The sequence below is a fragment of the Pseudomonas sp. MPB03 genome (assembly GCF_046605385.1).
GTDB classification, from domain to species: Bacteria; Pseudomonadota; Gammaproteobacteria; order Pseudomonadales; family Pseudomonadaceae; genus Aquipseudomonas; species Aquipseudomonas zanjanensis.
This window is the reverse complement of sequence record NZ_CP176770.1, coordinates 506,731-520,683: the sequence shown is the minus strand read 5'-3', so window position 1 is coordinate 520,683 and position 13,953 is coordinate 506,731. Positions and strand designations below refer to the sequence as shown.

11 protein-coding genes are annotated in these 13,953 nt (G+C 62.8%); 3 read left to right on the top strand and 8 right to left on the bottom strand.

Annotated features, from left to right (window positions below; all coding sequences use genetic code 11):
• The first annotated feature begins 39 nt into the window (after positions 1-39).
• Positions 40-1,011 (top strand): thymidylate synthase, encoded by a 972-nt coding sequence (locus ACLH0I_RS02155; RefSeq protein ID WP_250964214.1) that lies wholly within the window; start codon positions 40-42, stop codon positions 1,009-1,011.
• A gap of 136 nt (positions 1,012-1,147) precedes the next feature.
• Here ACLH0I_RS02155 and cadR read toward each other — a convergent pair whose 3' ends face one another.
• Positions 1,148-1,594 carry a Cd(II)/Pb(II)-responsive transcriptional regulator gene (cadR, locus tag ACLH0I_RS02150; RefSeq protein ID WP_186730349.1) on the bottom strand — a complete coding sequence of 149 codons (447 nt, stop codon included), beginning with the start codon at positions 1,592-1,594 and terminating at the stop codon, positions 1,148-1,150.
• Positions 1,595-1,680: 86 nt separating this feature from the next.
• On the opposite strand from cadR, the gene ACLH0I_RS02145 reads away from it, so the two are divergent.
• Positions 1,681-3,900, top strand: coding sequence for a heavy metal translocating P-type ATPase (locus tag ACLH0I_RS02145; RefSeq protein ID WP_411386175.1), 2,220 nt, complete (start codon positions 1,681-1,683; stop codon positions 3,898-3,900).
• Between the two features lie 386 nt (positions 3,901-4,286).
• Here ACLH0I_RS02145 and ACLH0I_RS02140 read toward each other — a convergent pair whose 3' ends face one another.
• The 3 genes from ACLH0I_RS02140 to ACLH0I_RS02130 are packed head-to-tail and all read right to left on the bottom strand — an operon-like array spanning position 4,287 to position 9,495.
• On the bottom strand, positions 4,287-7,334 hold the full coding sequence (locus ACLH0I_RS02140) for an efflux RND transporter permease subunit (RefSeq protein WP_411386174.1): 3,048 nt from the start codon (positions 7,332-7,334) through the stop codon (positions 4,287-4,289).
• Entirely contained in the window at positions 7,331-8,395 is a 1,065-nt protein-coding gene (locus tag ACLH0I_RS02135; RefSeq protein ID WP_411386173.1) for an efflux RND transporter periplasmic adaptor subunit, read from the bottom strand. The genes ACLH0I_RS02140 and ACLH0I_RS02135 overlap by 4 nt, the downstream gene beginning before the upstream one ends.
• Positions 8,392-9,495 (bottom strand): efflux RND transporter periplasmic adaptor subunit, encoded by a 1,104-nt coding sequence (locus ACLH0I_RS02130; RefSeq protein ID WP_411386172.1) that lies wholly within the window; start codon positions 9,493-9,495, stop codon positions 8,392-8,394. Before ACLH0I_RS02130 ends, ACLH0I_RS02135 begins: the two co-directional genes overlap by 4 nt.
• Before the next feature lie 125 nt (positions 9,496-9,620).
• On the opposite strand from ACLH0I_RS02130, the gene ACLH0I_RS02125 reads away from it, so the two are divergent.
• On the top strand, positions 9,621-10,781 hold the full coding sequence (locus tag ACLH0I_RS02125; protein WP_411386171.1) for an AAA family ATPase: 1,161 nt from the start codon (positions 9,621-9,623) through the stop codon (positions 10,779-10,781).
• Between the two features lie 145 nt (positions 10,782-10,926).
• On the opposite strand, the gene ACLH0I_RS02120 is transcribed toward ACLH0I_RS02125, so the two are convergent.
• Genes ACLH0I_RS02120 through ACLH0I_RS02105 form a run of 4 tightly spaced genes read right to left on the bottom strand, consistent with a single transcriptional unit; the run spans position 10,927 to position 13,886 of the window.
• Positions 10,927-11,805 (bottom strand): transporter substrate-binding domain-containing protein, encoded by an 879-nt coding sequence (locus tag ACLH0I_RS02120; RefSeq protein ID WP_411386170.1) that lies wholly within the window; start codon positions 11,803-11,805, stop codon positions 10,927-10,929.
• Positions 11,802-12,584 (bottom strand): amino acid ABC transporter ATP-binding protein, encoded by a 783-nt coding sequence (locus ACLH0I_RS02115; RefSeq protein WP_411386169.1) that lies wholly within the window; start codon positions 12,582-12,584, stop codon positions 11,802-11,804. Before ACLH0I_RS02115 ends, ACLH0I_RS02120 begins: the two co-directional genes overlap by 4 nt.
• Complete coding sequence (locus ACLH0I_RS02110) at positions 12,581-13,240, bottom strand: amino acid ABC transporter permease (RefSeq protein ID WP_250964222.1); 660 nt, start codon at positions 13,238-13,240, stop codon at positions 12,581-12,583. Before ACLH0I_RS02110 ends, ACLH0I_RS02115 begins: the two co-directional genes overlap by 4 nt.
• Positions 13,221-13,886, bottom strand: coding sequence for an amino acid ABC transporter permease (locus ACLH0I_RS02105; protein WP_411386168.1), 666 nt, complete (start codon positions 13,884-13,886; stop codon positions 13,221-13,223). Before ACLH0I_RS02105 ends, ACLH0I_RS02110 begins: the two co-directional genes overlap by 20 nt.
• Between the last annotated feature and the right edge of the window lie 67 nt (positions 13,887-13,953).

Here is a 13,953-nt window from a genome sequence, read left to right as displayed (position 1 = left end):
CCGGGGCGCAGGCCCCGGGTTCAAGGACACAGGTAACCCATGAAGCAATATCTCGATCTGGTGGCCCACGTCATCAAGAACGGCACCAAGCAAGCCAACCGCACCGGTGTGAACACCATCAGCTTCCCCGGCGCCATGCTGCGCTATGACTTGAAGGAGGGCTTTCCCGCTATCACCACCCGCAAGATGGCCTTCAAATCGGCCATCGGCGAGATGTGCGGTTTTCTCCGTGGCGTGAACAATGCCGCTGAGTTTCGCGCCCTGGGCTGCAAGGTCTGGGACCAGAACGCCAACGAAAACGCCCAGTGGCTGGCCAACCCGTTCCGCCAGGGCGAAGACGACCTGGGCGAGATCTACGGCGTGCAGTGGCGCAAGTGGCCGGCCTATAAGCAGATTCCGGTAAGCAACCCGGCAGCCATCGAGCAGACGCTGGCCCAGGGTTACCGGCAGATCGCCGAGGGCGAAGAAAACGGCCAGGCCTACGTGGTGCTGTACAAGGCCATCGACCAGGTTCGCCAGTGCGTCGACACCATCATCAAGGACCCGGGCAGCCGGCGCATCCTGTTCCACGGCTGGAACTGCGCCCAGCTTGATGAAATGGCCCTGCCGCCGTGCCATCTGCTCTACCAGTTCCACCCGAATGTCGAGACCAGGGAAATTTCCCTGACCCTCTACATCCGCTCCAACGACCTGGGCCTGGGCACGCCGTTCAACCTCACCGAAGGCGCCGCGCTGCTGAGCCTGATCGGCCGCCTGACCGGCTACACGCCGCGCTGGTTCACCTATTTCATCGGCGACGCCCACGTCTACGAAAACCACTTGGACATGCTCAACGAACAGCTCACCCGCGAGCCGTTCCCGATGCCCAAGCTGGTGATTTCCGAGCGCGTGCCAGAGTTTGCCAAGACTGGCGTGTACCAACCTGAGTGGCTGGAGTTGGTGGAACCGAGCGACTTCTCCCTCGAAGGCTACCAGCACCACGCGCCGATGACCGCGCCGATGGCGGTCTAGAAAACACCACCATTCCCCTGTGGGAGCGAGCTTGCTCGCGATAGGGCCAGTACATTCAACATCAATGTTGACTGATAGGTTGCTATCGCGAGCAAGCTCGCTCCCACATTAGATCGCCATGTGCTTCAAGAGCAGTTCAATGCCCATGACTCCTGCCCACATGTGAATGCTCCACCTCCGGCGCCACCGCCCCGCTCACCTCCAACCGCTGCAAGATCCCGCATTGATCCAGATCCGGCCCTTCACCACAGCGATGGCGCAGGTCGATCAGTTGCGCCTGCAAGGCCAGCAGGCCATCGATGCGGGCCTTGACGTGGTGGATGTGTTCGTCGATCAGCGCATTGACGCTTTCACATTGATCCTGGGGGCTGTCGCGCAGGGCCAGGAGACTGCGGATTTCCTCCAGGGTCATGTCCAGGGTGCGGCAGTTGCGGATGAACGTCAGTCGTTCGGCATGGGCCTGGGTGTAGACGCGGTAGTTGCCGTCGCTGCGGGCCGGTTCCGGCAGCAGGCCTTCGCGCTCGTAGTAGCGGATGGTTTCGACTTGGCAGTCGGTGATTTTCGCCAGTTCTCCGATCTTCATGGTGCGATCTCCCCAATAGGTGCTTGACCCTATAGTGGCTACAGGGTCTTTACTGCGCAACAGGCACTTTTCACGGACGTCACCCGATGAGCGATTCCCTTCACATCCACAAACCCGACCACGGCCATGACCACGGGCATTCCTGCTGCGCCTCGAAAGCGGCGCCGGCGGTGGTCGATCTCGGCAAAACGCCGACGGACGGCGCGCGGCTGAGCAGTTTCCGCATCGAAGCCATGGACTGCCCTACCGAACAGACGCTGATCCAGAACAAGCTCGGCAAACTCGAAGGCGTGCAGCGACTGGAGTTCAACCTGATCAACCGCGTCTTGGGCGTGACCCACGATCTGCCCAGCGACGCGCCGATCATCAAGGCCATCGAATCCTTAGGCATGCAGGCCGACCCGCTGATTGCGGGCGAGAAACCGCAAAGCCACGACCTGCCCGCCCCGGCCAAGCCCTGGTGGCCGTTGGCGCTGTCCGGCGTGACGGCCCTGGGCGCCGAGGTGATCCACTTCACCAATGCCGCGCCAAACTGGGTGGTCGCGCTGGTGGCGTTGGTGTCGATCCTCAGCGGTGGCCTGGGTACCTACAAGAAGGGCTGGATCGCCCTGAAGAACCGCAACCTGAACATCAACGCGCTGATGAGCATCGCCGTGACCGGCGCCGTGCTGATTGGCCAATGGCCGGAAGCGGCAATGGTGATGTTCCTGTTCACCGTGGCCGAACTGATCGAAGCCAAATCCCTGGATCGGGCGCGCAACGCCATCAGCGGCCTGATGCAGATGGCCCCGGAACAGGCCACCGTGCAGCAGGCCGATGGCACCTGGCAGGTCCAGGAGGTCAAGGCCATTGCCCTCGGCGCGCGGGTGCGGGTGCGGCCCGGCGAACGCGTCGGCCTGGACGGCGAGGTGATCGCCGGCCGCTCGACCGTCGACCAGGCACCGATTACCGGTGAAAGCCTGCCGGTGGAAAAAATCGCCGGTGACAAAGTGTTCGCCGGCACCATCAACCAGGCTGGCGAACTGGAATATCGGGTGACGGCGGCGGCCGATCAATCGACCCTGGCGCGAATCATCCACGCCGTGGAACAGGCACAGGGCTCCCGGGCGCCGACCCAGCGCTTCGTCGACCGCTTTTCGACGATCTATACCCCGGCGGTGTTTGCCCTGGCCCTGGCGGTAGCGGTCATTCCTCCGCTGTTCATGGGCGCCTTGTGGTTCGACTGGATCTACCGGGCCCTGGTGCTGCTGGTGGTCGCCTGCCCGTGCGCGCTGGTGATTTCCACCCCCGTGACCATCGTCAGCGGCCTCGCCGCCGCCGCGCGCAAAGGCATCCTGGTCAAGGGTGGCGTCTATCTGGAGGGCGGCTACAAGCTCGACTATCTCGCGTTGGACAAGACCGGCACGATCACCCACGGCAAACCGGTGCAAACCGACTATGTGGCCTTGGACCCTACTCTGGAAAGCACAGCCCCGGCCCTGGCCGCCAGCCTCGCCGCCCGCTCCGACCACCCGGTGTCCCGGGCGATTGCCAACGCGGCGGTGGATAAGCAAGTGGTGCAGCAGGCTGTGGATAACTTCGCCGCGCTGGCCGGGCGCGGCGTGCGCGGCGACATCGACGGCCGGACCTATCACTTGGGCAACCACCGCCTGGTGGAAGACCTCGGCCTGTGCTCTCCCGAACTGGAAGAAAAACTCTTCACCCTGGAAAAACAAGGCAAGTCGGTGGTGCTGCTGCTCGACGCTACAGGCCCCTTGGCGCTGTTTGCCGTGGCCGACACCGTGAAGGATTCCAGCCGCGAGGCCATCCGGCAACTGCATGAACTGGGCATCAAGACCCTGATGCTCACCGGCGACAACGCCCACACCGCCGAAGCGATTGCCGCACAGGTGGGCATGGATCAGGCGCGGGGCGACCTGTTGCCGGAAGACAAGCTGCAAGCCATCGAAGCGCTGTACGCCCAGGGTCACCGCGTCGGCATGGTGGGCGACGGCATCAACGACGCCCCGGCCCTGGCCCGTTCGGAAATCGGTTTCGCCATGGCGGCGGCCGGCACCGACACGGCCATCGAGACCGCCGATGTCGCCTTGATGGACGATGACCTGCGCAAGATCCCGGCCTTCATTCGCCTGTCGCGGCAGACGTCCAGCATTCTGAAACAGAACATTGCCTTGGCCTTGGTGATCAAGGCGATCTTTCTCGGGGTCACCTTCGCCGGGTTCGCCACCATGTGGATGGCGGTGTTTGCCGACATGGGGGTGAGTTTGCTGGTGGTGTTCAATGGGTTGCGGTTGTTGCGCAAATAAAAAAACGGGGTGATTGGGCTGGACCCATCGCGAGCAAGCTCGCTCCCACAGGGAGCTCCAGTGAACACATATTCTGTGGGCAACAGAGAACCACTGTGGGAGCGAGCTTGCTCGCGATAGCGGTATGTCAGCCAACGCGGTGCTGGAGCAGGTGCAAAGCCTGTTCCAGCAACCCAGAGTTCAAGTTTGCGACGTATCCCTGTGGCGAGGGAGCTTGCTCCCGCTGGGCGGTGTAGGAGCTGGCGAAGCCTGCGATCTTTTGATCTTGATCTTCACTCCGGACTCAATTGGTAGTGGAAAGATCGCAGCCTCGTTGCACTCGACAGCTCCTACAGGACCGAGCGGGAGCAAGCTCCCTCGCCACAAGGGCAGCGAAGGCGGCCGCGTCAATCACGCTTCGGCTCGCGGATCTTGTACCAGGCCACATACAGCGCCGGCAGGAACAGCAGCGTCAGCAACGTGGCGATGATGATCCCGCCGATCATCGCGTAGGCCATCGGCCCCCAGAACACTTCCCGGGCAATCGGGATCATCCCCAGGCTCGCCGCGGCGGCCGTGAGCAGGATCGGCCGACGGCGGTGTTCGGTGGCCTCCACCACCGCGTCCCAGGGTTCGTAGCCGTCACGTTCGTATTCATCGATCTGGGTCACCAGGATCACCGAGTTACGGATAATGATGCCGATCAGCGCGAGGATCCCGAGGATCGCCACGAAGCCCATGGGCGTGCCCGTCGGCACCAGCGCCAGCACCACGCCGATCAACCCGAGGGGCGCGACGCTCGCCACCAGAAACAGCTTCTGCACGCTGTGCAACTGGATCATCAGGAAGGTCGCCATCAGAAACAGCATCAGCGGCACGACGCTGGCGATCGGCCCTTGGGCCTTGCTGCTCTCCTCCACCGTACCGCCCGTGGCGACCTTGTAGCCCACCGGCAGGCCGGCGGCGAACTTGTCGATGTCCGGTTGCAGTTGCTTGACCAGGTCGGTGGGCTGGATCTCGTCGCGCACCGCGGCCTTGATGGTGATGGTCGGCTTGCGGTCACGACGCCACACCAGCGGTTGCTCCAGTTCATAGCGCACCGTGGCAAACGCCAGCAACGGAATCGACGTGCCACTCGGGGTGACGATCTGCAGGTTCTGCAGGGTTTCCGGCGAACCGCGCTCGGCATCCTCGGCACGGCCGACCACGTTGATCAGGTAGATATCATCGTTGACCTGGGTTACCGGCGAGCCGCTGACGATACTGTTCATCAGCCTGGCCACGTCATCGGACGACAAGCCCAATTGCCGCGCCTTGTCCTGGGCGATATCGATGCGCAGCACTTTGCCCGGCTCGTTCCAGTCGTAGATGATTTCGCCAATGTGCGAGTTCTTGTCCAGTTCGGTAGCCAGTTCGATCGCATGCTTGCGCACCAGGTCGATGTCCTTGCCGCTGACCCGGTACTGGATCGGCCGCCCCACCGGCGGGCCCATTTCCAAGGCCTGGACGTAGCTGCCAATCCCGACGAAATCCTCACGCAGACGCTTTTGCAGGCGTTCGGTCAGCGCCGTGCGCGACTCCAGGCCTTTGCTGACGATCACCAGTTGCGCGTAGTACGGGTTCTGCAACTGCTGGTCCAGCGGCAGGTAGAAACGAATCGCGCCTTCGCCGATGTAGGTACTCCAGCGCTCAATGTCCGGGTCGCCCTTGAGGGTCGCCTCCAGGCGATCGACGGCTTTGCGGGTCTCGTCCATCGAAGCGTTTTGCGGCAGGTTGAGGTCCACCAGGATTTCTGGCCGGTCCGAGGACGGGAAGAACTGGTTCTGCACAAAACGCATGCAAAACACCGCCAGCACGAACAGCAGCACGGTGATACCGATGGCCCACCAGCGATTGCGCATCGCCCACAACAGGCCGCCGTTGAATGCCCGGCCGATCCGCCCCGGCTCGGCGCTGTGGGGTTTGACGTTGGCGCTGAGGATATGCACGCCGATCACCGGGGCAAACAGCACCGCGACGATCCACGATACCAGCATCGCCACGGCAATGACCGCGAACAGGGTGAAGGTGTATTCACCGGCGGAGCTGGCGTTCAAGCCGATAGGCACGAAACCGGCCACGGTCACCAGGGTCCCGGTGAGCATGGGAAACGCCGTCGAGGTGTAGGCGAACGTCGCGGCCTGCTCCTTGCTGTCGCCTTTTTCCAGGCGTGTGACCATCATCTCCACGGTGATCATCGCGTCGTCCACCAGCAGGCCAAGGGCGATGATCAACGCGCCGAGGGAAATCCGCTGCATGGTGATGCCGCTGTATTCCATGAACAGGAAGACCATCGCCAGCACCAGCGGAATCGAACAGGCCACCACCAGCCCGGCCCGTACGCCAAGGCTGATGAAGCTGACGACCAGTACAATAATCACCGCCTCGAACAGCGCACTGGTGAAGCCGCCGACCGCCTCCTCCACCACTTCGGCCTGGTCCGACACGGTATGTACGCCAACGCCCACCGGCAGGTCGGCGGTCAATTCGGTCATGCGCGCGTGCAGCGCCTTGCCGAAATCCTGGATGTTGCCACCCTTCTTCATCGCAATGGCGAGGCCGATGGCCGGCGTGCCGTTGAAACGGAACATCGGTGTGGCGGGGTCGACGTAGCCGCGACGGATGTCGGCGATGTCGGCCAGTCGATAGAACCGGTCATTGAGCCGCAGGTTGACGTTGGCCAGGTCTTTTTCCGACTGGAACTGCCCGGACGTACGTACGGAAATCCGCTCCGGTCCCGCATCGATCACCCCGGCCGGGGTCACGGCATTCTGCGATTGCAGGCTCTGTACCACTTGGCGCTGGTCGATGCCCAGGGCGGCGAGTTTGCGCGTGGAGAAGTTCAGGTACAGCACTTCGTCCTGCTCGCCCACCATCTCGACCTTGCCCAGGCCCGGTACCTCGCGGATCTCGGCGCGCACCTGTTCCACGTAGTCGCGCAACTGGCGCATCGACAGGCCGTCGCCGGTGAAGGCGTACACCGAACCGTAGACATCGCCGAACTCATCATTGAACCCAGGCCCTTGCAAACCTTCGGGGAAATCGCCGCGAATGTCGTTGATCTTCTTGCGTACCTGGTACCAGATCTCGGGGATTTCCTTGGCCCCGGTGGTATCGCGCAGGTACACGAACACCGTCGACTCTCCCGGGCGGGTGTAGCTCTTGACGTAGTCGAGGGAGTCGAGCTCTTCGAGTTTCTTCTCGATGCGGTCGGTGACCTGCCTGAGGGTTTCTTCCTGGGTCGCGCCCGGCCAGCGAGTCTGGATGATCATGGTCTTGATGGTGAACGACGGGTCTTCCTCGCGACCCAGGTTCATGTACGAAAACACGCCCATCAACAGCGCCACGAACATCAGGTACCAGACGAACGACTGATGCCGCAGGGCCCATTCGGATAAGTTGAAAGGCCCTTTCATCGTACGTCCTCGTCGAGTTTCACTTTCTGTCCTGGCTGGAGGCTGTGCACGCCGGCACTGACCACGCGGTCGCCGGCCTTGATGCCGTTGGCCACCAGCACCGAGTTGGCCGAACGCTCGATAATCCGTACCTCACGGGGAGAGACGGTCTGCGTTTGCGGGTCGATCAGCCAGATGCGTGCCTTGCCATCAATCTCTTGCAACGCGCTGAGCGGCAGTTCGATGCGCGGTTCGATGGTCGAGCTCAGGGTCACGCTGATGGCCGTGCCCAGGCGAAAACCTGGCGGTGTGTCGGTCAGCGTCAGGCGCGCGCGGCGGGTGCGGGTCGCGCTCTGGGCCTGGGGCTCGATCTCGCGGACGATGGCGGTGGTGTGGATGCTCGGGTCCAATTGCGCGGCGACCTCGAATACCACGTCCGTGGGCAAGCGTTCGACCAGCCCGGCCGGCAGGTCGATCACCGCTTCCTTGATGTCCGGGCGGGCCAGGGTCACCACTTGCTGGCCGGCGGTGACCACCTGCCCGGCTTCGGCGTTCCAGGCGGTGACGACGGCGTCGTGGTCCGCGTGCAATTGGCTGTAGTTGAGTTGGTCGCGGGCCTGCTCCACCGAAGCCCGGGCCTGTTCGAGGGACGCCCCGGTGGTTTTCAGGTCAGTCTGGGCGACGTCCAGTTGCGCCTGGGCGCCGACACCACGGTCGAACAATTGCTGCTGGCGACGGGCATTGGCCTGGGCATTGATGTACTGCGCCTCGATCCGCGCCAGATCGCCCTGGGCGGCGCGGAGCTGGTTCTGCTGGTCGGTGGGATCGAGCGTGGCGAGCAGGTCGCCCTTCTTCACTTCGGCGCCAACATCGACGTTGCGGCTGGCAATGCGTCCGGGCACCCGGAAACCGACGTTGCTCTCGTAGCGGGCCTGGATATTCCCGGCGAAACGCCCGAGGGCCTGCTGGTCGAGGGCCCGGACTTCAACGGACAATACCGGGCGTACCGGTTCGGGCGGTGCTTCTTCCTGGGAGCAGGCGGCCAGCAAGAGGCCGGCCGCGACCATCCACACACGCTTCATGGCTGGGCTCCCGGCGTGGATTTTTCATAAGTGTTTTCAGCGATCTCGACGCGTACGCCGGGGTGCAGCAATTGCCCACCGGCGGTGACGATTTTCTCTCCCCCCTTGAGGCCCGCGCTGATGATGACCTTGCCGGTCAGGTAGCGGCCGACCGTCACCGTCTGCAACTGCGCCTTGCCCTCGCCGTCCACCAGCCACACGGCCGGCTCACTGAGGTTCTTGGTCAGGGCCGACCAAGGCAACTCGAAGGCGGTCTTGCCGGCGGACTTGGCCGTGGCGCTGACCACCGACCCCAAGCGCATGCCTTCGGGCAACGCATCGAGGGTCACCTTGACCTGCACGGTGCCGGTCTGGGCAGACACCGCCGGGGTGATCTCGCGCACGGTGCCGGTGGTCTTGATGGTGGGGTTATCCAACAGGCTGATGGTGATTGCAGGGTCCGATGGCGGTTCGCTCAACAGTGATTCGTAGATGTTGAACACCGCGTCGCGTTCACCGTCCCGGGCCAGACTGAAGATCGGCTCCGTGGCCTGCACCACCTGGCCGACTTCCGCCTGGCGCGCGGTGATGATGCCCGGCGCTTCGGCAATCAGCGCGGTGTAGCTCAGTTGTTCGCGAGCGTTGGCCAGTTGGGCCTGGGCGGCGGTCAGCGCACTCTGGCTGCTGCGCAGTTGGGCCTGGGCCGCGTCGTATTCGCTCTGGCTGGTGTAGCCCTTGGGCAGGAGCTTCTGTTGGCGCACGAACGCCGCCGCACTCTGCTTGACCCGCGCCTGCTCGGCGGCCACCTGGGCTTGGGCGGAGTCGACGTTGGTCTGCAGGTCCCGGGGATCGAGCCGGGCCAGCACTTGCCGGGCCGAGACTCGGTCGCCGACATCCACCTTGCGCTCGATGATCTTGCCACCCACGCGAAACGACAGGTCGGCCTGCACCCGCGCCTGGACATCGCCGGTCAGGGTCACCGAGGCCGCGTATTCGCTGGGCACGGCCTGCTGCACGAAAACCCGTGGCAGGGCCTTTTCTTCGGGCTTCTTGTCACCACACCCCGCCAACAACGCACACACGCCCAAGCCAACAATCAATTTGATTCCGGGACCAGCCATGCAGACTCCTTTGCGTTGTACGGACGTACCAGTGACGATACGACTGTGAGCTTAGAACAGGGTTCACTGAATGCACAGCAATCGGGCAGACTTGCCCTCCACGCCCAGGCAGAAAGGAAATATGCATGCTCGAGACCCTGGCAGTGGCCAACTACCGGTCCATCAATAAACTGGTCGTTCCACTGGGCCGGCTGAACCTGATCACCGGGCCCAACGGCAGTGGCAAATCCAATCTGTATCGCGCCCTTCGGCTGCTGTCGGAAACGGCACAAGGCGGCGTGATCAATGCGCTTGCCCGTGAAGGCGGACTGGACTCGACCTTCTGGGCCGGGCCGGAGGAAATCAGCCGTCGCATGCGCAACGGCGAAGTGCCTGTCCAGGCGGTTGTGCGCCAGGGCACCAAGCGCCTGCGCCTGGGCTTCGCCGGCGAAGACTTCAGCTATTCCATCGCCCTCGGCCTGCCTGCACCCAGTCGCTCAGCGTTTTCCCTGGACCCGGAAATCAAGCGTGAATGCATCTGGGCCGGCCCGGTGTTTCGTCCCGCCAGCCTGCTGGTGGACCGCAACGGGCCGATGGTCCGTGCCCGCGAAGGCCGTTCATGGGATGTACTGGCCCAGCACACGCCCACCTTCGACAGCCTGTTCGACCAGGTCGGCAGCCTGCGCGCTTCGCCGGAGGTCCTGCAGATGCGCGAGTTCATTCGTCGCTGGCGCTTCTACGATCATTTTCGCAGCGACGCCGACGCCCCGGTGCGCCAACCACAACTGGGCACCCGCACGCCGGTGCTGCATCACGATGGGCGCGATCTGGCCGCCGCGCTCCAGACCATTCTTGAAATCGGTGACGTCGAGGCCTTGCATGCCGCCATCGGGGACGCGTTCCCCGGCGCCCGACTGCACATCGATAAGCTGCAAGGTGGACGTTTCGCCATCGCGTTCCAGCAGCACGGCCTGCTGCGGCCGCTGTCCGCCGCCGAGCTGTCGGACGGGACCTTGCGCTATCTGTTGCTGGTGGCCGCCCTGCTCACCCCCAGACCGCCCTCGCTGATGGTGCTCAACGAACCGGAAACCAGCCTGCACCCCGACCTGTTGCCGGCCCTGGCGCGGTTGATTATCCGCGCCTCGGCAAATTGCCAGGTCTGGGTGGTGTCCCATGCCTCGCGTCTGATTGCCGCGTTGGAGCAGGATGAACAGTGCAATTGCATCGTGCTGGAGAAAGACCTTGGACAGACCGGGATTGTCGGGCAGCGGGCGTTGGATGAGCCGGCCTGGCATTGGCCGGATTGAATGGCGCCTGATCAACCGAATCGCGAGCAAGCTCGCTCCCACAGTAGCCGGTGGTGGGCGGAGGAGTTGCGGTCGAACACAATTCCACCTGTGGGAGCGAGCTTGCTCGCGATAGCTATCGGAAGGCCTAAACAAAATCAGCGAATCACCCCTGCCACTTCCCACCCTCGACAATCACGCTCTCAGGCTTGGTGTCATCGCTCAGTTCCTTGCGCACATATTGGTCGTACAGCTTGAGCAAATACTTCTCTTCACCCAGCTTCGCCAGCTCGGCATTGACCCAATCGCGCAACTCGACATTGCCCTTCTTCACCGCTGGTGCAATCGGTGCTTCGGCGCCCAGGGTCTGCTCAAGCACACGATAGCCAGGGTTCTGCTTGGCCCAACTGAACAGCACCAGGTTGTCTTGGGCATACGCATCGCCGCGACCATTGGCCAACGCCTGCAAGGACTCGGAATTTTTCTCGAACTTGAGCAACTTCCAGTCCGGGTGATTCTTGGTCAGCCAGATGTCCGCCGTAGTGCCGGTGGTGACGATGGTGGTGCGGGTCGCCAGGTCATCGAGGCTTTTCACCGCGCTGGCTTGTGGCACCAGCGCCTGCACCGCGACTTTCAGGTTCGGGTTGGTGAATTCAACCGCTTCCTTGCGCTCCGGGGTCACGGTCATGTTGGCGAGGATCAGGTCGACCTTGTCGCTTTGCAGGAACGGAATCCGGCTCGCCGGTTCAACCGCAACGAACTCCACCTTGTTCTCATCGCCGAGCAGATCCTTGGCGAATCGACGGCCGATGTCGGTATCGAAGCCGACATACCGCCCTGCCTCATCGACGAAGCCAAACGGTGGCTTGTCGGTAAAGACGCCGACGATCAATTTGTCCCGTGCCTTGATTTTGTCCAGGTAGCTGACCGGTGCGGTGCCTTGGCTGGCGACGTTCGGCTTCGGCGGTTCTTCGGGTTTATTGCAGCCGGCCAGTAAGGCGGCGAGCAGCGGCAGTAGCAGCAGAGAAGACTTGGCAGCTTTCATGACAGTTCCAGTTCCTTTTTTTGAGTCGTTTCAGGGAGTGCGGCGACGTAGGAGAACTTCTCCAGGAACTGCTGCGCGCGTGCGGTTTGCGGGTTCGTAAAGAAAGTCTCGGGTGGGTTTTGTTCAAGGATGCGCCCGGCGTCCATGAACACGATGCGGTCAGCCACGGCGCGGGCGAACGCCATTTCGTGGGTGACGATCAACAGCGTCATGCCTTCGCGGGCCAAGCCCTGGATGACTTCCAGGACCTCCTTGACCATTTCCGGATCGAGGGCGGCGGTGACCTCATCGAACAACATGACCTTGGGGTTCATGCACAGCGAACGCACGATGGCGATACGTTGCTGCTGGCCGCCGGAGAGCTGGCGCGGGAAAGCATCACGCTTGTCCAGCAGGCCCACCCGCGCCAGCAAGGCTTCGGCCTGGTCGCGTGCTTCGCGGCGATCGCGTTTTTGCACCTTGACCGGGCCCAGCAGCAGGTTATCGAGCACGCTCATGTGCGGGAACAGGTGATAGCTCTGGAACACCATGCCGATCTGCTGCCGCACTTCGCGCCAGTCGGTGCCCTTGTCCAGCAACTCGCGACCGGCGAATGCCAGGCTGCCGCTGTGGGCCGCTTCCAGCCCGTTGAGGCAACGCAGCAAAGTACTTTTGCCGCAACCACTAGGGCCGAGAATGACGATCACCTCGCCTGGCTTCACGTGCAGGTCGATGCCATCCAGCACCTGCTGTTCGCCGAAAAACTTGTTGAAACCCTTGAACTCGATCAATGCGTTCATGCTTGCGTCCAGCGCCGCTCCAGCACGCGGGAGGCGGCCGAAAGCGGGTAGCAGATGAAAAAGAAAAACAGGAACAGCGCGCCGTAGATCAGCACGGATTCGTAGGTGCGTTCGATGATCTGCTGGCCGACCTTGATCACATCCACCACGCCAATCAGCACGGCCAGGGAGCTGGTCTTGATGATGCGTGTGTAGACGTTGATGGTCGGCGGCGTCATGCGTCTCAGCGCTTGCGGAAGCAGCACATGGCCGTAGAGTTGCGGACCGTTCAACCCAATCGACAAGCCCGCCTCGCGCTGGCCGCGCGGCAACGAATGCAAGGCGCCGCGCACCACTTCACCGACCTCACTGGCACCCCACAGCGACAACACCAGGACCGCGCACCAAAAGCTTGGAAGGCTCACACCGAAAAAGATCGGCAAGCCGAAGAACAGCAGGTACAACCAGACCAGCACCGGGATCGCCCGGAACAACTCCAGGTAGACCCGCAGGACGGCGTCCAGCCACTTCACACCCAGCGTACGCAACACCCCATAAAGCACACCGCCCACGGTGCTGAAGGCGATACTCAGAAAGGAAATCGACAAAGTTTGCGCAGCGCCCTTGCCCAGTTGCGGCAGAGACACCCAGAGCAACTCAAGACCCGAACTGGCCATGCTGGAGCCTCCTTTCCAAGCGGCTGAGCAACAGCGACAGCGGCAAAAACAGCAGCACGCAAATCAACGTCAGCACGGCGAGCATTTCGTAGGTCTTGTAGTAGAGCGCGATGTAGCTTTTGGTGGTGTAGAGGATCTCCGGCACCGCCACGGCCGAGACCACGGTGGTCTCCTTCAGCAGGAAAATGAAGTTGGCGAACAACGACGGCAGGCTGAGAATACCGGCCTGTGGCAGGACTACGTAGCGCAGCAATTGCCCGTGGGACAGCCCGATGGAGCGACCGGATTCCAATTGCGCCTGGGGCACCGCGTCCACCCCCGCCCGCAGCACTTCCGTGAGGTAGGCACCGCCCAGGAACGTCATGGTGATGATCGCAGCCGCAAACCCCGAGACCTTGACGCCCAGCGCCGGCAAGGCGAAGTAGACGAAGAACAACTGGATGAGCAGCGGCGTGTTACGGGCCAGCTCCACATACAGCCCCACCAAGCGTTGCAGGTAAGGCGTGCGCGACACGAGGATCGTCGCGTTGACCAGCGCCACCAGCAGCGACGTGGCGATGGCGATAAGGCCGACCTGCAGCGTCACGCCCACAGCCTTGAGAAACGCCGGGAGGGTGCTGAGGATAAAAGCGTAATCGAAGTTCATTGAGCATCCTGGACGCCGCTCGGTAAGCGACAGTGATACGGTCCATGGGCAGCGGATAGCTGCTCGG

Coding starts and splice junctions, on each gene's coding strand:
- ACLH0I_RS02125 (WP_411386171.1), top strand. CDS start 9,621: ATGCTCGAGACCCTGGCAGTGGCCAACTACCGGTCCATCAATAAACTG.
- cadR (WP_186730349.1), bottom strand. CDS start 1,594: ATGAAGATCGGAGAACTGGCGAAAATCACCGACTGCCAAGTCGAAACC.
- ACLH0I_RS02145 (WP_411386175.1), top strand. CDS start 1,681: ATGAGCGATTCCCTTCACATCCACAAACCCGACCACGGCCATGACCAC.
- ACLH0I_RS02140 (WP_411386174.1), bottom strand. CDS start 7,334: ATGAAAGGGCCTTTCAACTTATCCGAATGGGCCCTGCGGCATCAGTCG.
- ACLH0I_RS02110 (WP_250964222.1), bottom strand. CDS start 13,240: ATGGCCAGTTCGGGTCTTGAGTTGCTCTGGGTGTCTCTGCCGCAACTG.
- ACLH0I_RS02155 (WP_250964214.1), top strand. CDS start 40: ATGAAGCAATATCTCGATCTGGTGGCCCACGTCATCAAGAACGGCACC.
- ACLH0I_RS02105 (WP_411386168.1), bottom strand. CDS start 13,886: ATGAACTTCGATTACGCTTTTATCCTCAGCACCCTCCCGGCGTTTCTC.
- ACLH0I_RS02120 (WP_411386170.1), bottom strand. CDS start 11,805: ATGAAAGCTGCCAAGTCTTCTCTGCTGCTACTGCCGCTGCTCGCCGCC.
- ACLH0I_RS02135 (WP_411386173.1), bottom strand. CDS start 8,395: ATGAAGCGTGTGTGGATGGTCGCGGCCGGCCTCTTGCTGGCCGCCTGC.
- ACLH0I_RS02115 (WP_411386169.1), bottom strand. CDS start 12,584: ATGAACGCATTGATCGAGTTCAAGGGTTTCAACAAGTTTTTCGGCGAA.
- ACLH0I_RS02130 (WP_411386172.1), bottom strand. CDS start 9,495: ATGGCTGGTCCCGGAATCAAATTGATTGTTGGCTTGGGCGTGTGTGCG.